Here is a 26,341-nt window from a genome sequence, read left to right as displayed (position 1 = left end):
GCCCGGCCTCAGGGCTCCAGCTCGATGTCCCAGTAGAGGTAGTCCAGCCAGCTCTGGTGCAGGTAGTTGGGCGGAAACCGACGGCCCGCGTCCTGGAGCTGCCAGGCGTTCGGCCGGTGCGGGGCGCGGCGGATGGGCATGCCGGCCTGGGCCGGGGTGCGCCCGCCCTTTCTCAGATTGCACGGGCCGCAGGCGGCGACGATGTTCTCCCACGTCGTGCGCCCGCCGCGACTGCGCGGGATCACGTGGTCGAACGTCAGCTCCTTCGTCTCGCCGCAGTACTGGCAGCGGAAGTCGTCGCGCAGGAAGACGTTGAATCGGGTGAACGCCGGGGCCCGGTCCTGATCGACGTAGCTCTTCAGCGAGATGACGCTGGGCAGCCGGATCTCGTGCGACGGGCTGCGCACCACCTTGTCGTAGACCGAGACCACGTCGACGCGGTCCTGCCACACGGCCTTGACCACTTCCTGCCAGGGCCAGATCGACAGCGGATAATAGGACAGCGGCCGGAAGTCGGCGTTCAGCACCAGGGCGGGCCAGCCGGACGGCGGTCGATCGGACACCCGCATCATGTCGGGCTCCGATCCGTGTTCGGAATGACGATCAGGCAGGAACTGAAGACGCGTCTCCTTCCAGCAGTGCGATGAGTCTAGCCGCGATTCGATCACGCGGCCATGACTCCCATGCGTCGGTTCCGTGAAAGCCCCTCAGCTTCGGGGGGCGAAGGCCGGCAGGCTCCAGCCCCGCTTCAACGCCCCGGCCCTCAGCGCGAAGCCCAGCCCGGCCCCCAGGATCGCGGCGGGCCAGTCGTCCAGCCCCAGAGCCTTGGCCGCCACATAGGCCCCCGCCGCCAGGATGGCCGCCGACACCGTGATCTCGCGCCGCAGCAGTATCGACGGCTGACCGGCCAGCAGGTCGCGCACCACCCCGCCGAAACAGGCCGTCAGCGCCCCCATGACGACGCAGATCAGGGCCGGCGCGCCCCAGGCCTCGGCCTTGGCCGCGCCCAGCACGCCATAGGCGGCCAGCCCGACCGCATCCAGCCACAGCAGGGCCCGGAACCGCCACTCGCGCGCCCCGATCAGCCACACCGCCACCGCGGCCGCGACGCAGACGGCGACGTAGCGCCAGTCGGTGACCCAGAACACCGGCGCTCCGATCAACAGGTCCCGCAGCGTCCCTCCGCCCACGCCGGTGATGGCGGCGAAGAAGGCGGCCGTCACCAGGTCCTGCTTCAGCCGCGCCGCCGCCAGCGCGCCCGTCGCCGCGAACACCGCCACCCCGGCGAAGTCCAGCACCGCCAGCAGCCGCTCGGGCGCGACGATCTCGGGATCGACGAGGACGTTTGCGGTCATGCCTGGGTCTCGCCTCGCTTCACCATGCCGTACCACGCCCACAGCAGGTGCGCCGCCACCCCGCGATGCGGCCGCCAGGCCTCGGCGCGGGCATAGGCGGCCTTCTCCTTGGGCCGCACCTCCAGCCCGTCGGCCCACTTCATCGCTTCCTGCAACGCCACGTCCCCGCCCGGGAACACATCCAGCCGCCCCTCGCAGAACATCAGAAAGGTCTCGGCCGTCCACAGCCCCACGCCCTTGATCGCGGTCAGCCTTTGCACCGCCTCGGCGTCGGACAGCCGCTCCAGATGGTCGAAGTCGATCCGCCCCTCGACGTGCGCCCGGGCGATCTCGTGGCCATAGGCGGCCTTCTGCATCGACAGGCCGAAGCTGCGCAGCGTCTCGACGTCGCGCGCCAGCACGGACTGCGGCGTGACCTCGCCCTCCAGCCCCTCCACCACGCGCCGCCAGATCACGGCGGCGGCGGCCACCGACACCTGCTGCTCCACGATCATGCGGAACAGCCCCTCGAACCCGCCGGTCCTCCGCCGCCATTCGAACGGCGGCACGACCGCATGCGCCCGGGCCAGCGCCGGATCGGCGGCCGCCAGCGCCGCGCGCGCGGCGGCCAGGTCGGCGGGGAAAGGGGGCTGGGCCATGCCTGCCAGCCTGAAGCGCCCCGCCCGCCCGGGCAAGACCGGCCCCGCGACTTCCGGACCTCGTCGCCGGCGCGGGCAATAACTGTTATTATCCCGGTGAAGGAGATCGCCATGACCATGACCGTCGAACTGGGAGCCCTCGAAAAGGTCGTCCAGGATCTCGTCGACAGCGGCCGCTACGGCTCCAAGAGCGAAGTCCTGCGCACCGGCGTGCGGTTGGTGGAGGCGCAGGAGGCGAAGCTGGCCGCGCTGCGCGCCAAGCTGCAGGTGGGGATCGACGCCGCCGATCGGGGCGACTTCGTGACGATGGAGGAGGCGGCCGCCTTCCTCGCCGAGCGGCGCGCCGCCTGGTCCGACGAATGAAGACGCGACTCACGCGTCCCGCCCTGATCGACCTGGCTGACATCGAGGCGTGGATCGCGCAGGACAATCCGGCCGCCGCGCGCCGCCTGAGCGATCGGATCATGAGCGCCTGCCGCGGCCTCGGGCGCTTCCCTTTGCGCCATCCGGTGACGGTGCAGGGCCTCAGGAAGCGGAGCGTTGGAGCTTACCTCATCTTCTATCGCGTGACGGAAGAGGTCGAAATCCTGCGCGTGCTTCACGGCGCTCGAGACGCCGAGGCCCTGCTTGGTGAAGACCGATGACGCTCACCACCCGCTTCGCCCCGTCCCCCACGGGCCGCCTGCATCGCGGCCACGCCCTGTCGGCGCTCACGGCATGGAGCGCCGCGCGGGCGGCGGGCGGGCGGTTTTTGCTGCGCATCGAGGACATCGACCCGACCCGCTGCAAGCCGGAGTTCGAGGCGGGCGTTCTTGAGGACCTGATCTGGCTGGGCCTCGACTGGGACGGCTCCGTGCGCCGCCAGTCGGATCACCTGCCGGAGTACGCCGTCGTCGTCGACGTGCTTGACCGGCGCGGCCTGATGTACCGCTGCTTCCGTACACGGAAGGAAGTGCTGGACGCCATCGGCGACGCGCCGCACGGCCCCGTGGAGGCGGCGCGCCCCGGCTTCCACGCGCCGGAGGAGGAGGCCGCCCTGCTGACCGAGGGCCGCCCCTTCGCCTGGCGCCTGTCGCTGGACCGGGCTCGCGCCACGCTGGGCGACCGCGCCTGGTCGCAGCTGGCCTGGGTGGAAGAGGGCGCGGGCCCGAACGGCGAGCGCGGCCTGATCCCCGCGCGCCCCGAAATCGCCGGCGACGTGGTGCTGGCGCGCAAGGACGCCGGCACGGCCTATCATCTGGCGGTCACCCACGACGACGCGCTGCAGGGCGTGACCCACGTGATCCGCGGCCATGACCTGTTCGAGGCCACGCATGTCCAAGTTCTGATCCAGGCCCTGATGGGCCGGCCCACGCCGACATACCGCCACCACCCCCTGCTGCTCGATGCGACCGGCCGCCGCCTCGCCAAGCGCGACAAGGCCGAGACGTTGCAGTCGCTCCGCGAACGCGGCGTCGACCCGGCCCAGCTGCGGGCCGAACTGGGATTTTAGCTCCCTCTCCCAGCGGGAGAGGGCTTGAGCGCACGGCGGCGCAGCCGTCGTCCTTGCGCGAAAGGGTGAGGGGCTACGGGCGAGAGGGTGCCCCTCTCCCTTTCGGCTTCGCGCATCGCTTCGCTCTGCGAGCCTCAAGCCCTCTCCCGGCGGGAGAGGGTCAGATCACGCGCACTCCCTCACACACGCCCGCGCCAGCACTTCGGCCGAATCGATCAGCGGCACGCCCACGTCGCCCGGCCCCATGACCAGCGGGATCTCCGTGCACCCCGCGATGACCGCCTCGGCCCCGGCGTCGATCAGCGCTTGGGCCAGGGCCCGCATCTCGGATCGCCGGTCCTCGCCGACGTCCCCCGCCTTGATGGCGAACACCAGGTCCAGGAACGCGCGCCGCCCCCCCACCGCCGGCACGACCGGCGTCAGCCCGCGCCGCTCCAGCTCGGCCACATACAGGTCCTGCCCGCCCGGCGTGGCCAGCACGCCGACGCGCGTCGCCCCCTGACCCGCCGCCTCCGCCGCCGTCAGTTCGATCATGTCCAGGAACGGCACGCCCGCCGCCTGGATGGCGTCGGCGTGGGCGTGCGCCGTGTTGCACGGCATGGCCAGCACCTGCGCCCCCATGTCCCGCAGCCGCGCCGCCATGGCTCCCAGCTCCTCCTTCGCGCCCGGAGGATCCCGATGCCGGTTCGGCACCTGCGGATTCATGTCCATCAGCACACGGACATGATCCTCATCCTCACGCGCGGGCGTGAGCTCCAGGATGCGCTGGAGGAAGGCCACCGTGGCCGCCGGCCCCATGCCGCCGAGGATGCCGAGGGGTTTCATGATTTCGGCCGCCCCTCAGAACGCCAGGTGAATCCACACCTCGCGATAGACCGGCCGCCCCTGGGCGTCGAGCGGCGTGACCGCATCGACCACCGGCGAGGAATGGCGGGGTTGCGGAACAGGGCCCGGCGGGCTGGGGTTTGGCGCCGCGCTCGTCACCAGCTGACGTGATCCGCCATAGGGGGGCGCTGCGCCGTCCACCGAGGTCACAGGGCCGAAGGTGGGCAGGCCGATCAGGGACCAGTTCAGACTGACGAGGGCGAGCGGCACCAGCTCGTCCGCGGTGTGCGTGAAACCGTACTGCCGTCCGGGCGGCGTCACGTTGGGCAGGCTCAGCCACTGCGCGGTGCTGCCCGTCGGTCCCAGATCGCCGGGTCCGGAGAACATCACGATCCGGTCCAGCGACTGCATCTTGCCCAGATAGGCCGCATGACCCGCCCCCTGGGAGTGGCCGGCGACCGTGACGCGGATCCAGTTCGGCTGGCCGCCCATCAGCAGCTGACCCCAGCCCTCGGTCGGATAGGTGGCGTGCAGCCAGGAGATCAGCGCCGTCAGCCGGCCGATGATCGAGTTTTCCGGCGTCACTGCCACGACCGGGCTCAGGGCCTCGCCCGTGATGATCTCGCGTCGCGCTTTGCCGGCGCAGTCCGGGTCCGGGCTTCCGGCGCACAGATCGCCCACCGCCACGTCGTTGGGATAGGTCAGCCCGATCGAATGCCAACCCCTTTCGGCCCCCGTCCGCACGATCTCGCGATAGAAGCGCGGCACGCCGCCCGTGCCCGGCAGCATGACGAACAGGCGGTTTTGCGCCGTCACGGCCAGATTGGGCGTGACCACGAAATGGGCCGACAGATTCGCCGTCAGGGCCGGATTGACCGTCGCGGGGGACACGTCGCGCTCCACCGAGGCGGCGGGCGGCGGGCGGCGGCGGCGGCGGCGGCGGCGGCGCGGGAGGCGGCGTCGAACCGTCCCCCCCGCCCCCGCACCCGACGAGCGTCGCCGCGGCGAGGATGAGAACCGGCGCGGGCGCGGCTCGCGAAAGTAAGCGTCTCATGGGCGTCTCCGATCGCGAGCGATCTTTTCCGTTCAACGGTGGGCCCTCGCCACTCCGGCGCGCCTTCACGCGCTTGCGCCCAACGCCTCCCCCACCACGCTCTGATACCCGAACAGCCCCTGCGCGCCGCCGGTGTGCAGGAAGACCACGGTCTCGCCCCGGAACTCCGCCGCCCGCGCGATCAGGCCCTTCATCGCCTTGGCGGAATAGACCGGGTCCAGCACGATGCCGTCGGTGCGCGCGGCCATGACCAGGGCGTCGATCACGCCCTGATCGACCAGGCCGTAGCCCTCGCCGACGTAGTCGCAGTCGGCGACGACCATCCCGTCCGTCACCGCGTCCGGCCGGCCCAGCAAGGCGGCGGTCTCACGCGCCAGTTTCAGGACCATGGCCTCCTGCCGAACCTTGGGCGCGCGCACGCCGAAGCCCAGCACCGGCACGTCGGACCCCATGACCGCCAGCCCGGCCACCAGGCCGCCATGCGTGCCCGCGCTGCCCGTCGCCGTGACGATGCGGTCGATGGCCAGGTCCAGATCGTCGGCCTGCATCACGATCTCGCGCGCGCAGTCGACGTAGCCCAAGGCCCCGATCGGGTTCGAGCCGCCGCCGGGGATGACGTAGGGCCGCCGGCCCTCGCCGCGCAGGCGTTCGGCCTCGGCCTCCAGCTCGGCGTTCATGTCCGTGCCGGCGTCCACCGTGCGGATCGACGCCCCGAACAGCCGATCCAGCAGCACATTGCCGTTGTTCAGATAGTCGGTCGCCGTCGACCCCGTCCGCGCCTCCAGGATGATGGCGCACCCCAGCCCGTGCGCCGCCGCGGCCGCCGCCGTCTGACGCACGTGGTTCGACTGCACCGCCCCCTGAGTCACCAGCACGTCGGCGCCCATTTCGAAGGCGTCGCCCAGCAGGAATTCCAGCTTGCGCGTCTTGTTGCCCCCGCCCGCCAGGCCGGTGGCGTCGTCGCGCTTGATCCACAGGTCGATCCCAAGCCGCTCGCCAAGCCGCGGCAGGGGCTCCAGCGGCGTCGGAAGGTGGGCCAGGCGGACGCGGGGAAAGCGGGCGAGGTGCATGGGGCGGGCTCCGGAAGGGATCAGGCGACGCGCCTGACTAGCATCCTTCGCCGCCGCCGCGCGACGGATAGGACCGCCGCGCGCGTGTCATCTGCGTCGCCGCGCGGGCCCTCTCCCGCCGCGCCGGCCCCGGCGGCCCGGTCCCCTCACCCTGTCGACCGGGCCGCCTTGCCGACCGGCCCCAGGTGGGTGTGGTCGAAGCTGGAGGCGTACTTCAGCCCATAGCCGATCATCCGGTCCCATCCGACATGGGCGCCCCAGATCAGGGCGAAGGGCAGGGCGGCCGGAAGAACCGTCAGGCCCGCGACGCCCAGTGCCATCGGCCCCACCTCCGTGTGCGTCAGATTGTAGGCCAGCGTGCCCGCGCGCCGGCCCAGCAGATAGGCCAGAAACGACAGGTCGGGCACGAGGAACAGGGCGGCGAACATCCACCACGACTGGCCGGTGCGGTGATACAGCACGCACGCCAAGACCAGCAGGCCCAGGCCTTCCAGTCTCAGCAGCCGTCCGGGCCAACCGGTGACGCCGCCGTGAGTCTGAACCAGGGGCGCGCTCATTTGCGATCTCCCTGCACCAGCCAGGTCACGCCCAGCGTCAGCAGCCAGACCAGCCAGGCGGTGAAGACCCACTGGGTGATGCCGGGGTCGGGGAAGGTGGGGCTGACGGTGGCCAGCAGCTCGCCGTGGCCGACGATCCACAGCGGCGTCAGGATCAGGGCGACCAGCCCCAGGGCCCGCGTCCACGGCCCCTGCGCCAGCGGCCCGCGCACCAGCGCCAGCCCCACCGCCAGAGTCCACGCCGCCAGCAGGGTCTGGCCCAGCCATTCGCCCACGGCCACGCCCGCGAACTGATGCAGGGTCTGGTACATGCCGACCGCAACGGCGCTGTCCGTCGCCGACCCGTCCAGCGCCCGCTCCGCCAGACCCGGCACGACGAAAGTCCAGCGCGACAGGCCGACCGCCTGCGCCACCGCCGAGGCCGCGCCGGCCGCCGCCGCCCATGCGGGCCAGCGTCCGCCGCCCGACCGGATCGCCGCGCCCGTCCAGGCCGAGACCCACAGGAAGCCGAGCGCGCACAGGGCGAAGGCCAGCCAGATCAGAATCAGCTCCGGCCCGCCGTCGCGGAAGGCCCCCAGCACCTGCAGCGGCGGCTCGCGCAGAACGTCGTCGTACCCGAACCGGTCGATCAGCAGCAGATACGGCCCGTTCACGGCCAAGGCGAAGCCGACCATCGCCGCCCCCGCCGTTCGTGTTGAGGAAGTCATGTCGTTTCCCTTGTTGTCACAGTAATGGGACTTATGTATGTCTCAATAACGAGACATGTCAATCCCGCGGTCTCGAACTTCCCTGCCTGGAGTCCCTGATGACCCCCGTCCTTCGCCTGATCCTGCCGCTGGCCACGCTTGTGACCCTCGCGGCCTGCGCCGCCCCCCGCGTCGGCGTGGCCGACCTCGACGCCCTGTCCGAGCAGGTCCCGGACGAGGTCGTGGACAGCGCCCTGCCCGTCGAAACCGTCGCCGCCTGCTTTAAGGAGCGGGCCGACTTCCTGCCGCTCAGCCGCTTCGTCATGACCGGGCCCGACTGGCGCTATTCGCTGGCCGGCTACGGGGCGGCCTATGAGAGCGTCACGATCCGCCCCACGGCGAAGGGCTCGCGCGCCGAGATCCGCATGGGCGCCTACGACGCGCGCTGGGCCCGAACCTTCGAACGCGATCGCGCCCGGGCCTTGCGCGCCTGCGCCGCCGGCCCCACGAACGGATGATGGATCAGGCGACCACAGCGCCGCGCCAACGCGACCGCGCCGCGACGGAGGCGGCCATCGTCTCCGCCGCCGAGCGGCTGCTGCTGCGCGACGGCTGGACCGGCCTGAACGTCCAGACCCTGGCGGTCGAGGCGGGCGTCGACCGCAAACTGATCTATCGCTACTTCGAGGGGGTGGAGGGCGTGGTCGAGCGGCTGGCCGGCCGGCTGGACCTGTGGCTGGGCGAAACCCTGGCCGCCCGGCCGCCGACCCGCGCCACCACCTATCGCGACTTCGCCCGCGAGATGCTGACCGGCTATCTGGCGGCGCTGCGGGCCAGTCCTCTGATGCTGCGGCTGGTGGCCTGGGGCCTCGGTGAGGACACGCCGCTGCTGCGCCGGCTGGAGGCGTCGCGATCGGTGGTGCTGCAGCGGTGGACGGCCTCGCGCCGCCCCGACCTGCCTCTGCCCCAGGGCGTCGACGTGGTGGCCCTGAACGTCGTCTTCCTGGCTGCGATCCAGCACCTGGCGCTGGCCGCCGTAACGCGCGGGCGTTTCGCCGGCGTCACGCTGGACGACGCCGGCTGGGACCGCGTCGAGGCGGCTCTGGAACGCATGCTTCTGGCCTATCCGGACTGAACGGGAGCCGGGCGCCCGACACGGGCGTTTCCCCCGGCATGAGCGCCGTCGCCCCACGAGCCCCATCCGTAAAGAAGGGGGCCGACCTGCACTTCGCCCGCGACTTGGCGCGCGGTGCGGCGGGGGCGCTGATCTTCGCCGTCCCGTTGCTCATGACCATGGAGATGTGGTCGCTCGGCCACGCCATGGACCGGGCGCGACTGGCCCTGTTCTTGGCTTCGGGCCTGCCCCTGCTGTTCGGCCTGTCCTGGGCCGTGGGCCTGCGCCCGGGCGGCGGCTGGCGCGAGCATGCGCTCGAGACGCTGACCGCTGTGGCTCTGGGCTTCGGCGTCTCGGCGGCCGTTCTGTTCGGCGTCGGCGCGCTGAGACTGGACCTGCCGCCCGACGTCTGGCTGGGGCAGGTCGCGCTGCAGAGCGTGCCCGCCGGCGTCGGCGCCCTCCTGGCCCGCCGCCAGCTGGGCGGGGCGGGCCGACGGGAGGAGCCCCGCGCCTATCCGGCCGAACTGTTCCTGATGATCGTCGGCGCCCTGTTCCTGGCCCTGAACCTGGCCCCGACCGAGGAGATGGCCCTGATCGCCTGGCGCATCGGCCCGCTTCAGACCGTGGCCCTGCTGGCCGCCTCCCTAGCGGTCATGCACGCCCTCGTCTTCGCGGTCGGCTTCGCGGGGCAGGAGGAGCATGACCGGCCCCTGCTCGCCTTCTTCCACTTCACCCTGGCGGGCTATGGCCTGGTTCTGCTGACCTGCCTCTACGTGCTGTGGCTGCTGGGCCGCGCGGACGGGCAGGGCGCGCACGAGATCGCGTCCCTCGCTGTCGTCCTCGGCTTTCCCGCCGGCCTGGGGGCCGCCGCCGCTCGGCTGCTGGTCTGATGACCCCGAAGCCGAAAACCCCGCCCCGCCCGCCGGTGCTGGAGTGGATCATGGCCGCCCTCGGCGCCCTGGTCGTCCTCGTGACCCTGGCCCTGCTGCTCAGGGACGGACGCGGGCAGCCGACCCCGCCTCAGCTGACCGCCCACGTCGTCGAGGTCCGGCCTCTGGGCGACGTCTGGGCCGCGGAGATCGAGATCATCAACCGCGGCGACCAGACAGCCGCCCGCGCCCGCGTCGCCCTGATGGGGTCGGAGGCCGAGACCGACTGGGTCCCCGGCCACGGCAAGGCCCGCCTGACCCTGATCGTCCCCGCCGATCCCGGTCTGACGCCGCCGGTGGTGAGGGGTTGGTCGGAACCCTGACCGCCGCAGTTCATCCACAGCTTATCCACAGGCTTGCCCACATTGGGCTCGCCCAAGGGACGAATATCCCGCGCATGTTCGCCCTTCAGGTGTAAACGAGCACCGTTCGCAGAACGGCGATCGCAATGGAGGGCCGAAACATGGCTCACGATCTCATCAGCCCACGTGACGGCGCAGTCCTCACCGCCGCTCCGGTCACGTTCGGCGGCCTCAAACTGGCCTTCACCGACATCTTCGACTACCGCTGGACCGACGCGGGCAGCGGCGGCGACTATGACGCCGGCTTCTACGCTCCGCGCATTCCCGCGGGCCTCACCGGTTTCCGAGCCCTGGGGAGCATCGGCATCCAGGGCTATGAGGGACCGAACAACCGCTACTGGGCCCTGTGCGTCGCCGCGGCCGACGCCGATCCCACCGCGGTGCGCGCGCCTGAAGACTATGATTGGGTCTGGTCCGACGCGGGTTCCGGCGCGGACGCCGACGGCTCGTGCTGGCGGCCGCGCGCGCCTCAAGGCTACGTCGCGCTGGGCGACGTCTTCGTGACCGGACACGGCAAGCCCGACCTCGGCGACGTCTGGTGCGTGCGCGAGGATCTGGTCGGAGAGGGCGACGTCGCCGAATGGATCTGGGACGACGCCGGCACCGGCTCCGACCTCGACTTCAGCGCCTGGGGCGTGTCGCCCAAACCCGACTTCGTCAGCGAGACCCAGATCCTGGTGGCGCCCAACACCTTCCGCGGCGTCGCCAGCCATGACCGGCCGGCGGTGCGGGTGCGGGTGCTGAAGCTGGCCCCCCCGACGGTCAGCGCGGCCAATCCGCCGGTGCCGACCCTCCCCAGCCGCGAGCGGCCGCCGGCCCAGTCGACCGAGGTCTGGGACCGCAAGGTGACGCTGCCCTTCACCGCCGTTCACGACGAGGAGTTCCGCGATCAGCTGCATCGCCAGATCGAGGAATCCCCCTTCTATGTCCTGGAGCGCTGGCAGAATTTCGAACTGACCCTGTTCGACGACAACCAGCAGGCCGAGCCGCACACCATCGAGACCACGGTGACGGTCGGGGTCAGCGAGCAGTCGACCAAGACCTTCAGCCACGAGGTCGGCATCACCGTCAGCTATGAGTCGGGCATCAAGGCCGGCCCGGTCAGCACCAAGGTCTCGGGAAGCCTCAGTTACAAGTTCGGCTACACCAGCGCGACGCAGGTCGGCTCGTTCCGCAACGCCGAGATCAAGACCCACCTGACCACGCCTGGAAAGCACGCCGCCGCGCAATGGACGCCGCGCACGGCCTTCAAGCTGTTCCGCACCAACGGGAGCCAGGTCGGCGGGTCTCTGGTCCTCGACGACGCCGGCGCCGCCTTCTACGAGCGGGAGTTCCCGGCCACGCCGGGCCGCAAGCCGCTGCGTCGCCGCTGACGGGATCGGGAAAGGCGGCGGTCTCCGGCCGCCGCCTTTCTCGCCGATTGTGTCCCGGGCCGGGCGCGCCTATCGTCCGCCCGTTCTCCCGGGGGCGGCAGGTCAGCCGCTGAGATAGAGGTGTCCCTCTGACCGGCCGAACCTGATCCGGGTCATGCCGGCGAAGGGACGAGACACGCTCCGGACGACGTCCGGAGTCCTTCCCCGCGCCGGCGGTCCCTCTTGTCGAGAAGAGGCCGCCATGAACGTCCACGTCACCCCCGCCGACCAGCCGCACGAGCCGGAGAGCACGCTCCCGCTCAAGGACGCCCGCGAGGCCGTGATGAAGGAGACGGGATCGATCCCCACCGGCGAGCGCGCCGGGTCGCGCAAGGTCTATGTGCAGGGCGAACTCTACCCCGACATCCGCGTGCCGTTCCGCGAGGTGGCGGTGCATCCCTCGGCCAACGAGCCGCCGGTGACCATCTATGACTCCTCCGGCCCCTACACCGACCCGACCGTGACCATCGACATCACGAAAGGCCTGCCGAAGGTGAAGTCGTCGTGGCAGCTGGACCGCGGCGACATCGCCCCCGTCGCCCATCCGCGCGAGGTGAAGCCGGAAGACAACGGCCATGCCTCGGGCAAGCACCTCGCCCCCCGCTTCGACACCAGCCGTCACCGCGTCTTCAAGGGCGTGCCCGGCCGCCCGGTGACCCAGCTGGAATACGCCCGCGCCGGCATCATCACGCCCGAGATGGAATACGTCGCCATCCGCGAGAACATGAGGCGGGCCGAGGCCAAGGATCTGTGGGGCCGCAGCGAGGGCCCTCAAGGAGCGAGCGACCGCGTCGCGAGCGTTAGGGCCGAGCGAGATGGCGAGAGCTTCGGCACCAGCATTCCCGACCATGTCACCCCCGAATTCGTCCGCTCCGAAATCGCCCGCGGCCGCGCCATCATCCCGCACAACATCAACCACCCCGAGGTCGAGCCGATGATCATCGGCCGCAACTTCCTGGTGAAGATCAACGCCAACATCGGCAACTCCGCCGTCCTGTCCTCGGTGGACGACGAGGTCGACAAGCTGGTCTGGGCCACCCGCTGGGGCGCCGACAACGTCATGGACCTGTCGACCGGCCGCAACATCCACAACATCCGCGACTGGATCATCAGGAACAGCTCGGTCCCCATCGGCACCGTCCCCATCTATCAGGCGCTGGAGAAGGTCGGCGGCGTGGCCGAGGACCTGACCTTCGACATCTTCGCCGACACCCTGATCGAACAGGCCGAACAGGGCGTGGACTATTTCACCATCCACGCGGGCGTGCGCCTGCCCTTCGTGCCGCTGACGGCCAACCGCGTCACCGGCATCGTGTCGCGCGGCGGCTCCATCATGGCCAAGTGGTGCCTGTCCCACCACAAGGAGAGCTTCCTGTACGAGCGCTTCGACGAGATCTGCGAGATCCTGCGCGCCTACGACGTCTCCTTCAGCCTCGGCGACGGCCTGCGCCCCGGCTCCATCGCCGACGCCAACGACGCGGCCCAGTTCGCCGAACTGCGCACCCTGGGCGAGCTGACCAAGGTCGCCTGGGACCACGGCTGCCAGGTCATGATCGAGGGCCCCGGCCACGTGCCGATGCACAAGATCAAGGCCAACATGGACGAGCAGCTGAAACACTGCCACGAGGCGCCCTTCTATACCCTGGGGCCGCTGACCACCGACATCGCGCCGGGCTATGACCACATCACCTCGGCCATCGGCGCGGCCATGATCGGCTGGTTCGGCACGGCCATGCTCTGCTACGTCACGCCCAAGGAGCACCTGGGCCTGCCCGACCGTCAGGACGTCAAGGACGGCGTCATCACCTACAAGATCGCCGCCCACGCCGCCGACCTGGCCAAGGGCCACCCGGCCGCCCGCCTGCACGACGACGCGCTCAGCCGCGCCCGGTTCGAGTTCCGGTGGGAGGACCAGTTCAACCTCGGCCTCGACCCCGAAACCGCGCGCCAATACCACGACGAGACCCTGCCCAAGGAGGCGCACAAGACCGCCCACTTCTGCTCCATGTGCGGGCCGAAGTTCTGCAGCATGAAGATCAGCCAGGACATCCGCGACGCCGCGCGCGTCCAGAACGACGCGGGCGCCTCGCTGGCCGAGGCGGAGGCGGGGATGCAGGCGATGAGCGAGAAGTTCCGAGCCGGGGGCGGGGAGATCGAGGTGAAGGTCCTGCCCACATAAAAATCTTCCAGTCCCCTTGCATGACGCAGAAATATGCGCCATTTTCCGCCTAGGCACAGATCAGGTGGGCTAAATGGGCTTTTTCTCGCGGGTCGTCCGGCAGGAGATACCGAGCGACTTCTTCCCGTCAGTTCGCGAAGGGATCGACGGGGCTTTCGCCTCCGCGCATCGTTTGGCCGTGGCAGACGGGCGCGTGCTGCCGGAGCAGTATGCCTACGCCCGAGGAACGGACCGGCACTACGCCGTGCAGAAGCGGGTCGTGGATGCAGGAGAGGCGGTAGGGGGGGAGAAGCTCATCCTTCGGGCCGGCTCGTCCCATTATCCGATGCCGCTGGTGCGGCTGGGCCGCATGATTCTGGCCACCTGCATTACGAACTCGTTGGATGATCTCCGACGCTCCAACGCGCGGGCCCAGTTGGCCAAGTTGAACGAGGAACTAGAACCGCAGCAGCCCTCGTTTTGGGAGGAAGACGAGAAGCGACCGCTTCAGGGCTTCCGCTTCGGAATGCTCCTAATCGCCAAACCCCATCGCGATGAGGACCAGAGCCTCCCGGCTGGCATCTATTTCGGCGTACCCACGTCCTCGCTGAAGGCGTGGCACTTTTATCGTTCGCTTGATGAAGTGACTGCTCTTTACGAAGAGGCCGATTGGGCCGAAACCCCGCCTGTCCCGGAGCGTCGAATCCCGCAGCTGCGCCCCCGGCGCAAGTCGGAGGGATCGGCCGACGAAGGCACCGGTTGACGGTCTGCGACCTAAGATAGGGTAGAGTATATGGCACGCGGGATCGCGACCTTTAATGGAGCACGCCTGGAAGAGGCACGCTTGGCGCGTGGCCTCACTCAGACTTCGCTCGCTCAGATGGTGGGCAGGGATTCTTCCACGGTCTCAGCTTGGGAAACGGGACGTCAGAACCCTGATTGGGATGCAGTTTCGAAGCTCTGCGCAGCGCTGAGCGTGCGAGCGACGTTGTTCAGTCAAGCAGGCAGCTGTCCAGAGCAGCATTTCTTCCGGTCTAACGCCAGCATCACCATTGGACTTCAGAAGAAATCGAAGTCCCGACTGCGCTGGGCAGAATTGCTGAAAGAATTTTTGTCCGAGTGGGTGGATTTCGCCCGCGTGGATTTTCCCGCCCTGGACATGGGCGATCTTGGTCAGATTGATGACGCTGGTATCGAATCCGCAGCGGCGGCGTGTCGAGAGCACTGGGGACTAGGATTTGGGCCGATCGCCGACATGGTGGCAGTTCTGGAGAACGCTGGAGCCATTGTCGTACGGGAGGAGTTGGGCGGCGCGAAGATGGACGGGGTTTCGGCTTGGTCGATCGATTGCCGGCGACCCTTCGTGCTTCTTTCCGCGGATAAGGCATCTGCCGCCCGTTCGCGCTTTGACGCCGCACATGAGCTCGGCCACTTGGTCATGCACCAAGGGATTCAACCCTTGAGCCTCAACCGTGCTCAGTACGCTGAGCTGGAGTCTCAAGCTCATAAGTTTGCCAGCGCGTTTCTCTTGCCCGCAGAGTCGTTCGCGAAAGATTTGTACTCGCTAGATTTAGACCATTTCGTTTCTCTCAAGCGTAAATGGAGAGTGTCTGTTGCAGGAATGATCATGCGCGCCGCCGCCCTTGGCGTGGTCGAACCGGAATATAAGGCTCGTCTGTTCAAGTATCTAAGCGCGAGAGGCTGGCGGAAAGCTGAACCTCTGGATGATGATCTTAAGCCTGAACTGCCCGTGGCGCTCGCCGAGGCCGTCAAAATCTGCATTGAGGGAAAGGTGCTAACTCGCGAGGAAATTTTGGACGGCGTAGGCCTAGAACCGGGCGATCTCGAATTGTTGGCCTCGCTGCCACGCGGCTACCTTCGGCAAGAAGCGGCACCAGTCGTGCGCCTGAAGCCCGTTCCCTAGTTGCGTGAGGGATGGCTCTCCCCCGCCATCCCCCGCAACGCCTCCTCAAACACCCCCGCCGGCTGCCCTCCGCTGATCAGCCACTTCCCCTCCACCACCACGGCGGGCACGCCGGTGACGCCTCGCGAGAGCCACAGGGCCTCTTCGGCGCGCACCTCGGCGGCGTACAGGTCGTCGGCCAGGACCTCGACGGCCTTGGCCCGATCCAGCCCCGCCGCCGCCGCCGCGTCGGCCAGGACCTCGGGGTCGGTCAGGCGGCGCCCCTCGGTGAAGTGGGCGGTAAACAGGGCCGCCTTCAGCGCCCGCTGGGCGTCCGGTCCCACGGTCCCGGCCCAGTGCAGCAGGCGGTGGGCGTCGAAGGTGTTCCAGATGCGGCTCTCCTCGCCCATCCGCATCTCGAACCCCGGCCAGGCCTCGGCGGCCCGCTCGGTGATCATGGCCCGGTTGGCCGCCGACTGCTGCGGCGTCGATCCGTATTTGCGGCCGACATGCTCGACGATGTTCTCGCCCTCGGGAGCCATCTGCGGGTTCAACTCGAACGGCCGGAAGGTGATCTCCGCCCCGATCCCCTCGGCCTTCAGTGTCGCCAGCGCCGCCTCCAGCCCGCCCAGCCCCACCACGCACCACGGGCAGACCACGTCCGAGACGAAGTCGATCTTCAGGGTGCGGGTCATGGCGGGGGCAGGGGGCGCGGCGTCGGTCATGCCCCGCACATGGGGGCCGCCGGGACGTGGCGGAAGCGAAGGTCGATGCGAACGTCGCCTTGCCTCAACCTTTGCGCTAACCTCCACCCATGCCCACCCTCGTCCTCCTCGCCGGCCCCAACGGCGCCGGGAAGACCACCTTCATCAACGGCTTTCTGCGCGAGCGGGCGGAGGCGTTCCAGTTCGTCAATCCGGACGAGGTCGCGCGCGGTCTGACCGGCGTGGGCGCCGCGCGTGATCTGATGGCCGGGCGCCGGGTGCTGGAGCGTCTGGAGGCCCTGGTGGCGGATCGGGCGGACTTCGTGCTGGAGACGACGCTCGCCACGCGGTCCCATGCGGTGCGCATCCGCGACTGGAAGGCCTCCCCCGGTCCGGGCTTTGCCCGGCCGGAGGATGACGATGGCTATCGGTTCAAACGGGTCTATCTGCGCCTGCCCACAGCGGACCACTCGGTCGCCCGCGTGGCGCGCCGCGTGGCGCAAGGCGGCCACGGCATCCCGGAGGACGCTCTGCGACGCCGCTTCGGGCTCAGCCTCGAATATCTGGAGACGACCTACAAACCCCTGGCCGACGACTGGAAGGTCTACGACAGTGGCGGCGAGGCCCCGGAACTGCTAGATTGGGGACCGCGATGAACAAGTCGATCTTCGATCACGAGACCGTCCTGAAGGGCCTGCGCCGCGCGGCGGAGATGGCCAAGCACGGCACGCGCGAGGAACAGTCCGGCAAGTTCCTGCCGCCCCCCGGCTGGAAGGGTCACCTCGTCACCGCCGCCGACGCCCCGGTGAAGCCCCGGAAGACCAAGGCGGCCTGAGCCCGTCCGCCCGCCGCTAGCGCTGCGCCGGTCTCAGGCTGACGTGCTCGTGCTTCAGCCGCCAGCGGCCGTCGATCCGCACCCAGACGGTGGTGTAGCGTTCGTCCACCGCCTCGTCGGTCCCGCCTTCGCGCCAGACGCCGCGGACGCGGCCGGTGACCAGGGCTGCGTCGTCGCCCAGCAGGGTGATCTCCACCTCCTCGCTGCCGCCCGTGACCAGCCGCCCCTCGCCCGCCGTCATGTTGCGGATCTGCTCGGTGCGGTCGCGCCGGTTGGCGTGGGTGCCGACATAGACGAAGTCCGGCGCGAACAGGGCGTCCAGCGCCGCCGCGTCCCGGGCCAGGATCGCGGCGTCATAGGCCGCGTTCGCCGCCGCCACCTCGGCCCTTGATCCGCCGTCCTGGGCCCCGCCGTCCTGGGCCTGGCCCGCCCAGCCAGGAGCGACTGCGGCCGCGATCGTCGCGATCAGAATGCCTCGTCTTCGCATGGCGCACCTTCCTTTCCCGGACCCGTCCGGCACAGCCGTCGAGACCGCGCAGACTGGGGAAGTCGTCACAGCACGCCCAGATTTCCCCATTCGGATCAAGGCCCGTCCCCGTTCGAACTCCTTTCTTTCGAACACCCCTCCCGGCGCCCCGCATAATCCCGCGTTTCATCACGCAGGACGACGATCCATGGCCGGAACCCCCTCACCCCTCACCCGCGCGAACCCGCGCATCGCGCCGGACGAGGTCTGGGCGCGGGTGCGCGACGACTATGTCTCCGGCATGTCGGCGGCGGAGGCCTGCCGGCGGCACGGCGTCGGCCGGACGGCCCTGCACAGCCGGGCGGCGCGCGAGGGGTGGCGCCGCGCGGACCAGGCGTGGAGGCCGCCCGACCGGCTGGACCCCCAGGACGAGGGGCGGGTGCTTGAGGAACGGATCGGCGGCGACCTGGACCGGGTCGAACTGAGAGAACTGTCCTACGTCGCCTGGCGGCGTATGCTGCGGGCCGTGCTGCGCGGAGACGCCGCCGACGCCCTGCGCTGGCGCCGCGTCCGCCTGGCCATGGACGAGGATGACGCGGAGGTCCATCGTCTGCTTGCCGAGGATGAGGCGCTCTGGCACGTGCACCGCGCCGACGCGGACTCAGCGGACTCGACGGACTCGACGGACGGTGTTTTCGCGCACCGGACGGGGTGAGCTCCTTCAGCCCAGGAACGCCCCCACCTCTTCCACTGCCTCGGCCAGGCCCAGCCGCCGGACCTCCGTGCCCGGAGGAAGGCCGGCGAACAGGCGGGTGGGGCAGGCGGCGTCCAGCATGACGAACACCCCCCGGTCGTCGGCCCGGCGGATCAGGCGGCCGAACGCCTGGGCCATCCGCCCGCGCGCCAGGGCGTCGTCATATCCCTTGCCGCCGAACCGCTCGCGCCGCGCCTTGTGCAGCAGGTCCGGCCGCGGCCACGGCACCCGGTCGAAGGCCAGGATGCGCAGGGACCGTCCCGGCACGTCCACCCCGTCCCTGACCGCGTCGGTGCCCAGCAGGCAGCTGTCCTCCTCGGCCCGGAACACGTCGACCAGCGCCCCGACCTCCAGCGGGTCGACATGCTGGGCGTGCAGGGGGATGCCCGCCTTCGCCAGGTCGGGCCCCAGCCGCTCGTACACCGCCTTCAGCCGGCGGATGGCGGTGAACAGGCCCAGCCCGCCGCCGCCCGCCGCCAGGAACAGCTCGCGCATCGCCGCCGCCGTCTGGCGCGGGTCGTCCTTGATCAGGTCCGTGATCACGATCACCCGGCTGTTCGCCGCATAGTCGAACGGGCTGTCGACCTTCAGCGTCCGCGCCGGCTCGATCAGCCGCGCCGCCCCGGTGCGCAGCCGGGCCAGCTCGAACGGATCGCCAGAGTCGCTTGGCGCCAACGGATCGCTGAGCGTGGCCGAGGTCACCAGCACCCCGTGCGAGGGCATGACGACCGCCGCCTCCAGCGGCACGGTCGGATCGATCCAGTGCCGCCTCAGGGCCACGTCGTGGATCCGCCCGAAGGCGGCCTCTGCCGACAGCCAGTCGACGAAGTCCGGATCCGGCTCGCCCGTGTCGCTCTCCAGCGCCTGCAGCATGGCGCGCCAGCCGGGCAGGGTCATCCGCGCCCGCCGGTCCAGCCCGCGCAGGGCCCCCTCGATTCGGGCGCGCGACGAGGGCTCCAGATCCGCGGCCTCGTCGTCCAGGATGTCTTCCAGATGCCGCGACAGGGCCAGCAGCGGCGCCTCGACCGCCGCCAGCGCCTGCGCCGCCGCCCGCGCGGTCTCCAGCACCGGCTCGGTCACGGGGAACAGGGCGCACTCCATGCCGAACTCGCCCCCGCCGGGCGTGGCGTTCTCGCTGGTCCGCGCGCGCAGCTGCTCCAGCGCCGCCACCAGGAACCGCTCGATCGGCCCGACGGGATTGATCTCGCCCGAGGGCGGGGCGATGCGGCTGGACACGCCCTCGCCCGGCAGCTGGGCCGCCGCGCGGATGGCGTCGTTCAGCGCCTGCGTGGCCTGCTCGCTGTCCCCGCAAAGCTCGCCGATCCTCTGCTCCAGCCCGCGCCCGCGCCGGCCGCGCCCCTCCGGCCCGCGGATCCACCGCCGCAGCTCGGCCGCCTCCTGCCCCGACAGGGCCGCGGAGAACGCCCCGTCGGCCGCGTCGAACAGGTGGTGCCCCTCGTCGAAGACGATGCGCTTCAGCGCGGCCGTCTCCCCGTCCTGCTTCAGCCCCCGCGCCGTGCGTGCCCCGTCGAACGCCGCCTGGGTCATGACCAGCGCGTGGTTGGCGATGACCAGATCGGCCCGCCGGCTGGCCCGGATGGTCTTCTCGACGAAACAGGTGCGGTAGTGGGGGCAGGCGGCGTGCACGCACTCGCCGCGCCGGTCCACCAGATTGGCGGCCGAGGCCTGCTGCCCCGGCGAGACGGCGAACAGCGTCGGCAGCCAGCCGGGCCAGTCGCCGCCGGTCATGTCGCCGTCACGCGTGTGCATCGCCCATCGCGACGCCAGCCCCGCGCCGATCAGATCGCCGTTCCCCAGCTGCGCCGCCTGCACCGTCTCCTGCAGGTTCAGCAGGCAGAGGTAGTTCTCGCGTCCCTTGCGGACGACCGCCTTCTTTCTGCGCTCGGCCGGATCGGGCCACAGCGACGCGCTCTCCCGGTCGATCTGCCGCTGCAGGGCGCGGGTGTAGGTCGACACCCAGGCCGCTCCCGCATTCCGCTCGGCCCACAGGCTGGCGGGCGCCAGGTATCCCAGCGTCTTGCCCGTGCCGGTGCCGGCTTCCGCCAGCAGCACGCGCGGCCGCCCCTCCTCGTCGCGGGGGGAAAAAGCATAGGCCGCCTCGGCGGCATAGTCGCTCTGCGTCGGCCGCGCCTCGTCCAGACCCGAGGCCTGCAGCAGCTTCTCCAGCCGAATGCGCGCGCTCTCCGAGTCGACGGGCGCCGACCCCGCCTCCCCGCGCGGGGCCTCGTCCTCCCATTCCGGCAGGCGGGACCAGGCGTCCAGGCCCGATCCCCTCTGCCGTCGTTCGCGCACCGGCTGGGCGTGCAGCGCCTCCAGCACCCGCTCGCCCCAGGCCCAGCCCGCGCGGTTCAGCGTCTCGGCCAGGGTCACCGCCTCCTCGCGGCCCGGCCACGCCGCCTCGGTCATCTCCTCCAGCAGCAGCCGCCCCGCCTCGCGCAGCGCCAGGGCCTGCGCCTCCGCCCCCTTCGGCTCCGCCTGACCGGTGGCCAGCGCCAGTCCGGTCGGCGAGGGCGCGCAGAACCGAGCCGGCCGCACGAAGGCGAACAGCTCCAGCACGTCCAGCAGATCCCGCGACCGCAGCGGCGGCGCGATCCCCAGCCGCCGCGCCGTCAGGCTGGCATGGCACACCAGCACCGGCCCGCCGGTGAACAGCCCCTCCGCAGCCCCGCGCCCGATCTTCCGCGCCCCCTCGGCGTCCGCCACGGCCCCGCTGCCCGGCGGCACGGCCAGCGCGGCGGGCAGGGCGGCGAGCGCAATCGCGCGGGTCGTCGGCGATGTCGGCGAGTCGAGGGACACACTTGAAAGATAGTCCCTCCGGTCCGGAAACGAAACCGGAACACTGGCGGACCGTGCAGTCATCGCCTACAGGTTTGAAAATGGCCCGACAGGTCTCCCGCCGCGTCAAAATAGCCTTCGGCGCCATGGCCTTGGTCTTGGCGTTCTGCGCGGGCTGCTGGTTCGCGGAGTTCGACGCCGTGGACGGCTGCCTGGACGCGGGCGGGCGCTGGAATGAAGGGCGAGGGTTCTGCGAGGGAGCGCTTCCTCGCCAGTGACGACCCTTCCTCCGCTCTTCGCCGACTGGTTCGCGTCGCGTGGCTGGGCGGCCCGGCGGCATCAGCTGGAGATGGTCGCGACGGCGCAGGCCGGGGCGCACGCCTTACTGGTCGCGCCGACGGGGGGCGGCAAGACGCTGGCGGGCTTCCTGCCCTCGCTGATCGAACTGGCCGAGCGCGGCCCGAAGCCGGAGCATGGCCCGGGGTCGGGGGTGCACACCCTCTATCTGTCCCCGCTCAAGGCGCTGACCACCGACGTCGAGCGCAACCTGATGACGCCGATCCGCGAGATCGGCCTGAACATTCACGTCGAGAGCCGCACCGGCGACACCAAACAGTCCAAGCGCCAGCGCCAGCGCGAGTTTCCGCCGGACGTTCTGCTGACCACGCCCGAGCAACTGGCCCTGTTCTGCGCCTGGGAGGGCGCGCGCGCCTATTTCGCCGACCTGAAGTGCGTGGTGCTGGACGAGGTGCACGCGATCTGGAGCGGCAAGCGGGGGGATTTGCTGTCGCTGGGGCTGGGTCGGTTGCAGCGGTTCGCGCCGAACATGCGGCGAGTGGCGCTGAGCGCGACGGTCGACGATCCGCAGATGATCGCGGGGTGGTTGGCGCCGTCGGATCAGGCGCCGGTCACCATCGTCCACGGCGACCTCGGCGCGCCGCCGGTGGTGGACGTGCTGATCTCCGGGGGGCGCGTGCCGTGGGCGGGGCACACGGGTCAGCACGCCATCCCCGAGGTCTATGACGCCATCAAACGTGCGGGCATGAGCCTGATCTTCGTCAACACGCGCTGGCAGTCGGAATTCGTCTTCCAGCGGCTGTGGGAGATCAACGACGAAAACCTGCCCATCGCCCTGCATCATGGATCCCTCGCCGCCGAGCAGCGGCGCAAGGTCGAGGCGGCGATGGCGCGGGGCGACCTGCGGGCGGTGGTCTGCACATCGACGCTGGACCTGGGCATCGACTGGGGCGACGTCGACCTTGTCGTCCAGCTGGCTGCGCCGAAGGGGGCCAGCCGCCTGGTGCAGCGCATCGGCCGGGCCAACCACCGGCTGGACGAACCGTCGCGCGCCCTGATGGTGCCCGCCAGCCGTTTCGAGATGCTGGAGTGCCAGGCCGCGCGCGAGGCGGTGGCCGAAAACGCCTTCGACTGGGAGCCGACGCACGTCGGCACGCTGGACACTCTGGCCCAGCACGTCATGGGCTGCGCCTGTTCCGAGCCGTTCGCCATGGACGATCTGTATGCGGAGATCACCGGCTGCGGCCCCTATCGCGGCCTGGCGTACGAGACGTTCGAAGAGGTCGTCGATCTGGTCGCCACCGGCGGCTACGCCCTGCGCACCTACGAACGCTTCGCCCGCATCGTCCGGACGAAGGACGGGAAGTGGAAGGTCCGCAACGGTCAGGTCGCCCAGCGCCACCGCATGAACGTGGGCGCCATCGTCTCGGCGGGCACGATGAACATCAAGGTCGCGCACCGGCGCGGCGGCGGCACGGGCGCGGCGCGCTGGACCGCGGGCCGCAAGGTCGGCGAGGCCGAGGAGTGGTATTTCGAACAGTTGACGCCCGGCGACACTTTCGTGTTCGCGGGTCAGGTCTGGGCGTTCCGGGGAATTTCGGGGATGGACGCCTTGGTGACCCGCGCACAGGACGCGGATCCGAAATTTCCCTCTTGGGGCAACTCCAAATATCCGCTCGGCACGAGCCTGGCCGAGCGGGTTCGGGGTCTGATCCAGGATCGCGGGCGCTGGCGCCTCCTGCCGCCCGACGTCCAGGAGTGGCTTGAGCTGCAGGAGGCTCGCTCCATCATCCCGCGCGCCGGCGACATGCTGGTCGAGACCTTCCCGCGCGGCTCGCGCCACTTCCTCGTCGGCCATCCGTTCGAAGGCCGCGTGGCGCATTCGACCCTGTGCATGCTGCTGACGCGACGCCTGGATCGTCTCGGCGTGGGTCCCTTGGGCTTCGTGGTCACGGACTATTCGCTGGCCATCTGGTCGATCCGGCCGATGGACGGGCTGGACCTCGACGCCCTGTTCGAGCCCGACATGCTGGGCGACGACCTGGAGACCTGGCTGGAGGAGAGCTTCATGATGAAGCGCACCTTCCGCAATTGCGCCCTCATCTCCGGCTTGATCGAGCGCCGCCAGCCGGGCGCCGAAAAAACGGGGCGGCAGGTGACCTTCTCCACCGACCTGATCTACGACGTGCTGCGCCGCCATCAGCCCGACCATTTGCTGCTCCGCACCGCGCGGGCCGACGCGGCCGCGGGCCTGCTGGACGTCGCGCGGCTGGGCGCGCTTCTGACCCGCATCCAGGGCCGGATCACGCATCAGCCGCTGGAGCGCCCCTCGCCCTTCTGCGTGCCCGTCCTGGTCCAGATCGGCCGCGAGCGCGTCGGCGGCGGCGCGGCCGAGATGATCCTGGACGACAGCGCCATGGAGTTCTCCGAGGAAGCCCTGATCGCCGAGGTGATGGCGTGAGGGCCGGGCTCAGGATCCTTCCCTCCCTGCGAGGGAAGGTGGCTCGCGGAGCGAGACGGATGGGGGGGCTGACTGCGACGCGCTCAGTCTCCAGCGATGAGCGTATGCGAACAGCCACCCCATCCGACCGACTTCGTCGCCCACCTTCCCCGGCGAGCGGGGAAGGATGATGAACGCCGCCCTCAGACAGACCCTCTCCCCCTTCCGCCACCCCTGCGGCGGGCTGAAGGTGCGGGTGAACGGCGAGGCCTGCGTGCTGCGCTGTTCCGGCGCCCTGTGGCTTCCGGGGCAGGGGACGCTGATCGCCTCGGACCTGCACCTGGAAAAGGGATCGGCCTTCGCCGCGCGCGGCCAGATGCTGCCGCCCTACGACAGCCTCGCCACCATCGCCAAGCTGGAGGCGGAGATCCTTGAGCTCGATCCCGCCGTCGTCGTCCTGCTGGGCGACAGCTTCCACGACGCCCGCGCCATCGCCCGCCTGGCCGAGGCCGACCGCGAGCGCCTGAACCGGCTGGCGGCCGGGCGACGGTGGGTCTGGCTGGAGGGCAACCACGACGTCGCGGCCCTGGCCGACGCCCTGGACACGCTGGCGGGCGAGGTGGTCGCCACGATGGCGGTCGGCGGCCTGACCCTGATCCACGAACCGCAAGCCGAGCCCGCGCCGGGAGAGGTGGTCGGCCACCTGCACCCCTGCGCCACCGTGGTAGCCTATGCGCGTGGCGTGCGCCGGCCGGCGTTCGTCACCGACGGACGCAGGCTGGTCATGCCCGCCTTCGGCGCCTTCACCGGCGGTCTGGACGTGCGCCATGCCGCCTTCGCCGACCTGTTCGAGCCGCGCCCGCTGGTCGCCGTTCTGGGCCGCGACAAGGTCCACGCCGTCGGCTGGGACAAGCTGGCCTGAAACGAAATCGCCCCCGCCGGCGGACCGACGGGGGCGACGATTTCAAACCCGAAAGGGATCGATCAGCCGGCCTTCAGCTGGCCCGCCGATTCCTTGCCCGAGCGACGGTCCTGCTCGATCTCGTACGAGATCGTCTGACCTTCGTTCAGGCCGCCCAGGCCCGCGGCCTCGACCGCCGAGGCGTGGACGAACACGTCCTTGCCGCCGTTGTCGGGCTGGATGAAGCCGTAGCCCTTGGTGGAGTTGTACCATTTCACAGTGCCGGTCGCCATTTTCTGGACCTCCGTCTTGCATTGCCGACGCGCAAGAGCGCGCGCCGGAGAGGTCGGTCTTTTATGGGAGCGGCTGAGGATCTCGGGCGAAGCGCGGGAGAACGAGAGCGTTACGCAGAAGAGATCGACGTCTACATCTTGGCCCACCGGGGCGGCGAAAGCAAGGCGCGCGGCCCCTCAACCCTCGACGCGGGCCAGCGCGGCGGCGCAGCGGTCGCGCAGCGCATTGGTCACCACCCGCCCGTACAGCTGGTCCGCGATCCGGTCGTACCCCTCGGCCTGCAGGCGCTTCTTCACCTCGGTGACGGTGCGGCATTCGCCGGAATCGGCCAGCTGATAGGCCCGCTCCAGCGTCGTGGGTCTGAAAGTCATGGGCCCTATATGGGAGAGGGAAGGTCTCAATGCGAGCGTCGATCTGTCCCCTAGCGTCATGGCGCGCGGGCGGCGGCGCTCACCGAAGGCCATGTCGCCTTCACGGCCTCAACCAGAGCCCGTGCGGAAGCCACGAGGTCGGCGGCTTCCGCCGAGGTGAAGCCGACGTCCATGTCGTAGTCCGCGGCGACCCTGTCGGTTCGCGCCCGGCTGAGGGCGACGCCCGATGCCCGCAGGGCTTCGTCGCCAAGACCTTCCACCAAGTTTCCGAAATGCTGGATGACATGCTCATGACTTTTGGGCACGTCGCCCACTCTGCCGACCCCGCCGGTTGCGAAAAGCGCGGCTACGGCGGCGTGATGCATGGCATAGTAGGCCGAATGCACGCAGGCCAGCGGCGCCTCGCCCCACACCGCCAGCTTTTCGGCCTCCGCAAGCAGAGTCTCGGCCTTGACCATTTCTTCGATCGCCCGCGCTCGACGCTGCGTGTCGGTCAACGGCACGACGGGCAGCGGCCGGGGACGGTTCTGGTGCTTTTTCTTGGGCGGATGCCGCTCACGGGCCATGCCCGACCTCAAGCCCATCGCGCTTCAGATTGGCGATCAGCGGACGATCGGCGCCTCCATCAAGCGCGGACGCGGGAACCGACATGGGGCGTATGTGAACGCCCGCCAGAATGTGAGGATAGGCCAGGTCGGCCAGTTGGTGATCGACCGCGCGACGATCATCGATCGCGGTCATCACCACCGCGACGTCGTAGTCGGATTTGGATTTGGCGTCGCCGCGAGCGCGGGAGCCGAACAGCAAAATCTTGCTCACCTGTCCGGGAAACCGACCGTTCACCTCACGAGAGAATTGGCGAAGATGCTTTGCCGCCTTGGGACGGACCCGCTCATCCAGTTGCGATCGCGCCGGATTGGTCATTGCT

At 70.1% G+C, this 26,341-nt stretch carries 32 protein-coding genes and 1 riboswitch; of the genes, 17 read left to right on the top strand and 15 right to left on the bottom strand.

Features of this window, described 5'->3' with window-relative positions; all coding sequences use genetic code 11:
• Positions 1–8: 8 nt before the first annotated feature.
• The 3 genes from VGN45_RS09995 to VGN45_RS09985 all read right to left on the bottom strand — a co-directional run bounded on the left by VGN45_RS09995 (position 9) and on the right by VGN45_RS09985 (position 1,993).
• Complete coding sequence (locus VGN45_RS09995) at positions 9–569, bottom strand: HNH endonuclease (RefSeq protein ID WP_327462234.1); 561 nt, start codon at positions 567–569, stop codon at positions 9–11.
• Between the two features lie 138 nt (positions 570–707).
• Complete coding sequence (locus tag VGN45_RS09990) at positions 708–1,355, bottom strand: trimeric intracellular cation channel family protein (RefSeq protein WP_327461955.1); 648 nt, start codon at positions 1,353–1,355, stop codon at positions 708–710.
• Positions 1,352–1,993, bottom strand: a complete 642-nt coding sequence (locus VGN45_RS09985) for a DNA-3-methyladenine glycosylase 2 family protein (RefSeq protein WP_327461953.1) — start codon at positions 1,991–1,993, stop codon at positions 1,352–1,354. The genes VGN45_RS09990 and VGN45_RS09985 overlap by 4 nt, the downstream gene beginning before the upstream one ends.
• Positions 1,994–2,104: 111 nt before the next feature.
• On the opposite strand from VGN45_RS09985, the gene VGN45_RS09980 reads away from it, so the two are divergent.
• Genes VGN45_RS09980 through gluQRS form a run of 3 tightly spaced genes read left to right on the top strand, consistent with a single transcriptional unit; the run spans position 2,105 to position 3,485 of the window.
• On the top strand, positions 2,105–2,356 hold the full coding sequence (locus VGN45_RS09980) for a type II toxin-antitoxin system ParD family antitoxin (RefSeq protein WP_327461951.1): 252 nt from the start codon (positions 2,105–2,107) through the stop codon (positions 2,354–2,356).
• Entirely contained in the window at positions 2,353–2,637 is a 285-nt protein-coding gene (locus VGN45_RS09975) for a type II toxin-antitoxin system RelE/ParE family toxin (RefSeq protein ID WP_327461949.1), read from the top strand. Before VGN45_RS09980 ends, VGN45_RS09975 begins: the two co-directional genes overlap by 4 nt.
• A complete protein-coding gene (gluQRS, locus tag VGN45_RS09970) occupies positions 2,634–3,485 on the top strand; it encodes a tRNA glutamyl-Q(34) synthetase GluQRS (protein ID WP_327461947.1) in 852 nt (283 codons plus the stop codon). Before VGN45_RS09975 ends, gluQRS begins: the two co-directional genes overlap by 4 nt.
• Before the next feature lie 165 nt (positions 3,486–3,650).
• On the opposite strand, the gene VGN45_RS09965 is transcribed toward gluQRS, so the two are convergent.
• From VGN45_RS09965 to VGN45_RS09945, 5 genes are all read right to left on the bottom strand, one after another.
• A complete protein-coding gene (locus VGN45_RS09965) occupies positions 3,651–4,310 on the bottom strand; it encodes an aspartate/glutamate racemase family protein (RefSeq protein WP_327461945.1) in 660 nt (219 codons plus the stop codon).
• Between the two features lie 15 nt (positions 4,311–4,325).
• The gene (locus VGN45_RS09960; RefSeq protein WP_327461943.1) at positions 4,326–5,201 is read right to left on the bottom strand and encodes a BPSS1187 family protein; all 876 of its coding nucleotides are present in this window, start codon (positions 5,199–5,201) and stop codon (positions 4,326–4,328) included.
• A gap of 228 nt (positions 5,202–5,429) precedes the next feature.
• Positions 5,430–6,434: a D-cysteine desulfhydrase gene (locus VGN45_RS09955; protein WP_327461941.1), complete on the bottom strand. Its 1,005-nt coding sequence runs from the start codon at positions 6,432–6,434 to the stop codon at positions 5,430–5,432.
• A gap of 146 nt (positions 6,435–6,580) precedes the next feature.
• Positions 6,581–6,991: a DUF4260 domain-containing protein gene (locus VGN45_RS09950; protein ID WP_327461939.1), complete on the bottom strand. Its 411-nt coding sequence runs from the start codon at positions 6,989–6,991 to the stop codon at positions 6,581–6,583.
• Complete coding sequence (locus VGN45_RS09945; RefSeq protein WP_327461937.1) at positions 6,988–7,698, bottom strand: DUF4386 family protein; 711 nt, start codon at positions 7,696–7,698, stop codon at positions 6,988–6,990. Before VGN45_RS09945 ends, VGN45_RS09950 begins: the two co-directional genes overlap by 4 nt.
• Before the next feature lie 98 nt (positions 7,699–7,796).
• Here VGN45_RS09945 and VGN45_RS09940 point away from each other — a divergent pair, with 98 nt between their 5' ends.
• The 8 genes from VGN45_RS09940 to VGN45_RS09905 all read left to right on the top strand — a co-directional run bounded on the left by VGN45_RS09940 (position 7,797) and on the right by VGN45_RS09905 (position 15,576).
• Positions 7,797–8,195, top strand: coding sequence for a hypothetical protein (locus VGN45_RS09940; protein WP_327461935.1), 399 nt, complete (start codon positions 7,797–7,799; stop codon positions 8,193–8,195).
• Positions 8,195–8,812 carry a TetR/AcrR family transcriptional regulator gene (locus VGN45_RS09935; protein WP_327461933.1) on the top strand — a complete coding sequence of 206 codons (618 nt, stop codon included), beginning with the start codon at positions 8,195–8,197 and terminating at the stop codon, positions 8,810–8,812. The genes VGN45_RS09940 and VGN45_RS09935 overlap by 1 nt, the downstream gene beginning before the upstream one ends.
• Positions 8,813–8,850: 38 nt before the next feature.
• On the top strand, positions 8,851–9,681 hold the full coding sequence (locus tag VGN45_RS09930; protein ID WP_327461931.1) for a TIGR02587 family membrane protein: 831 nt from the start codon (positions 8,851–8,853) through the stop codon (positions 9,679–9,681).
• Positions 9,681–10,043: a hypothetical protein gene (locus tag VGN45_RS09925; protein ID WP_327461929.1), complete on the top strand. Its 363-nt coding sequence runs from the start codon at positions 9,681–9,683 to the stop codon at positions 10,041–10,043. The genes VGN45_RS09930 and VGN45_RS09925 overlap by 1 nt, the downstream gene beginning before the upstream one ends.
• 140 nt (positions 10,044–10,183) lie before the next feature.
• The gene (locus tag VGN45_RS09920) at positions 10,184–11,455 is read left to right on the top strand and encodes a Vps62-related protein (RefSeq protein WP_327461927.1); all 1,272 of its coding nucleotides are present in this window, start codon (positions 10,184–10,186) and stop codon (positions 11,453–11,455) included.
• A 78-nt stretch (positions 11,456–11,533) separates the two neighbouring features.
• A riboswitch (TPP riboswitch) is annotated at positions 11,534–11,642 on the top strand.
• Positions 11,643–11,696: 54 nt separating this feature from the next.
• Complete coding sequence (gene thiC / locus VGN45_RS09915) at positions 11,697–13,673, top strand: phosphomethylpyrimidine synthase ThiC (RefSeq protein WP_414643426.1); 1,977 nt, start codon at positions 11,697–11,699, stop codon at positions 13,671–13,673.
• A gap of 73 nt (positions 13,674–13,746) precedes the next feature.
• On the top strand, positions 13,747–14,415 hold the full coding sequence (locus VGN45_RS09910) for a hypothetical protein (RefSeq protein WP_327461925.1): 669 nt from the start codon (positions 13,747–13,749) through the stop codon (positions 14,413–14,415).
• Positions 14,416–14,445: 30 nt separating this feature from the next.
• On the top strand, positions 14,446–15,576 hold the full coding sequence (locus tag VGN45_RS09905) for an XRE family transcriptional regulator (protein ID WP_327461923.1): 1,131 nt from the start codon (positions 14,446–14,448) through the stop codon (positions 15,574–15,576).
• Here the strand turns inward: VGN45_RS09905 and VGN45_RS09900 are convergent.
• On the bottom strand, positions 15,573–16,280 hold the full coding sequence (locus VGN45_RS09900) for a DsbA family oxidoreductase (RefSeq protein WP_327461921.1): 708 nt from the start codon (positions 16,278–16,280) through the stop codon (positions 15,573–15,575). The genes VGN45_RS09905 and VGN45_RS09900 overlap by 4 nt on opposite strands.
• 89 nt (positions 16,281–16,369) lie before the next feature.
• Between VGN45_RS09900 and VGN45_RS09895 the strand changes: the two genes are divergently transcribed.
• Together VGN45_RS09895 and VGN45_RS09890 are read left to right on the top strand one after the other, a co-directional pair.
• On the top strand, positions 16,370–16,915 hold the full coding sequence (locus VGN45_RS09895; protein ID WP_327461919.1) for an AAA family ATPase: 546 nt from the start codon (positions 16,370–16,372) through the stop codon (positions 16,913–16,915).
• Positions 16,912–17,094 carry a hypothetical protein gene (locus tag VGN45_RS09890; protein ID WP_327461917.1) on the top strand — a complete coding sequence of 61 codons (183 nt, stop codon included), beginning with the start codon at positions 16,912–16,914 and terminating at the stop codon, positions 17,092–17,094. The genes VGN45_RS09895 and VGN45_RS09890 overlap by 4 nt, the downstream gene beginning before the upstream one ends.
• 16 nt (positions 17,095–17,110) lie before the next feature.
• Here VGN45_RS09890 and VGN45_RS09885 read toward each other — a convergent pair whose 3' ends face one another.
• Positions 17,111–17,581: a nuclear transport factor 2 family protein gene (locus tag VGN45_RS09885; RefSeq protein ID WP_327461915.1), complete on the bottom strand. Its 471-nt coding sequence runs from the start codon at positions 17,579–17,581 to the stop codon at positions 17,111–17,113.
• A gap of 187 nt (positions 17,582–17,768) precedes the next feature.
• Here VGN45_RS09885 and VGN45_RS09880 point away from each other — a divergent pair, with 187 nt between their 5' ends.
• The gene (locus VGN45_RS09880; RefSeq protein WP_327461913.1) at positions 17,769–18,275 is read left to right on the top strand and encodes a hypothetical protein; all 507 of its coding nucleotides are present in this window, start codon (positions 17,769–17,771) and stop codon (positions 18,273–18,275) included.
• A 6-nt stretch (positions 18,276–18,281) separates the two neighbouring features.
• Here VGN45_RS09880 and VGN45_RS09875 read toward each other — a convergent pair whose 3' ends face one another.
• A complete protein-coding gene (locus tag VGN45_RS09875) occupies positions 18,282–21,194 on the bottom strand; it encodes an ATP-dependent DNA helicase (protein WP_414643425.1) in 2,913 nt (970 codons plus the stop codon).
• Between the two features lie 17 nt (positions 21,195–21,211).
• Here VGN45_RS09875 and VGN45_RS09870 point away from each other — a divergent pair, with 17 nt between their 5' ends.
• From VGN45_RS09870 to pdeM, 3 genes are all read left to right on the top strand, one after another.
• Positions 21,212–21,388 (top strand): hypothetical protein, encoded by a 177-nt coding sequence (locus tag VGN45_RS09870; RefSeq protein WP_327461911.1) that lies wholly within the window; start codon positions 21,212–21,214, stop codon positions 21,386–21,388.
• Entirely contained in the window at positions 21,385–23,868 is a 2,484-nt protein-coding gene (locus VGN45_RS09865; protein WP_327461909.1) for a ligase-associated DNA damage response DEXH box helicase, read from the top strand. The genes VGN45_RS09870 and VGN45_RS09865 overlap by 4 nt, the downstream gene beginning before the upstream one ends.
• Positions 23,869–24,037: 169 nt before the next feature.
• A complete protein-coding gene (gene pdeM / locus VGN45_RS09860; RefSeq protein ID WP_327462228.1) occupies positions 24,038–24,769 on the top strand; it encodes a ligase-associated DNA damage response endonuclease PdeM in 732 nt (243 codons plus the stop codon).
• A gap of 62 nt (positions 24,770–24,831) precedes the next feature.
• Here the strand turns inward: pdeM and VGN45_RS09855 are convergent, their stop codons facing one another.
• The 4 genes from VGN45_RS09855 to VGN45_RS09840 all read right to left on the bottom strand — a co-directional run bounded on the left by VGN45_RS09855 (position 24,832) and on the right by VGN45_RS09840 (position 26,337).
• Positions 24,832–25,041: a cold-shock protein gene (locus VGN45_RS09855; protein ID WP_327461907.1), complete on the bottom strand. Its 210-nt coding sequence runs from the start codon at positions 25,039–25,041 to the stop codon at positions 24,832–24,834.
• A 177-nt stretch (positions 25,042–25,218) separates the two neighbouring features.
• Positions 25,219–25,413, bottom strand: coding sequence for a hypothetical protein (locus tag VGN45_RS09850; RefSeq protein WP_327461905.1), 195 nt, complete (start codon positions 25,411–25,413; stop codon positions 25,219–25,221).
• 56 nt (positions 25,414–25,469) lie between these two features.
• Positions 25,470–25,979 carry a HEPN domain-containing protein gene (locus VGN45_RS09845; RefSeq protein ID WP_327461903.1) on the bottom strand — a complete coding sequence of 170 codons (510 nt, stop codon included), beginning with the start codon at positions 25,977–25,979 and terminating at the stop codon, positions 25,470–25,472.
• Positions 25,969–26,337, bottom strand: coding sequence for a nucleotidyltransferase domain-containing protein (locus tag VGN45_RS09840; protein ID WP_327461901.1), 369 nt, complete (start codon positions 26,335–26,337; stop codon positions 25,969–25,971). The genes VGN45_RS09845 and VGN45_RS09840 overlap by 11 nt, the downstream gene beginning before the upstream one ends.
• Positions 26,338–26,341: the final 4 nt, after the last annotated feature.

This window comes from Brevundimonas sp. (assembly GCF_035999125.1).
GTDB lineage: Bacteria > Pseudomonadota > Alphaproteobacteria > Caulobacterales > Caulobacteraceae > Brevundimonas.
The sequence above is the reverse complement of the archived record's forward strand: the minus strand, read 5'-3'. Positions and strand labels throughout refer to the sequence as shown.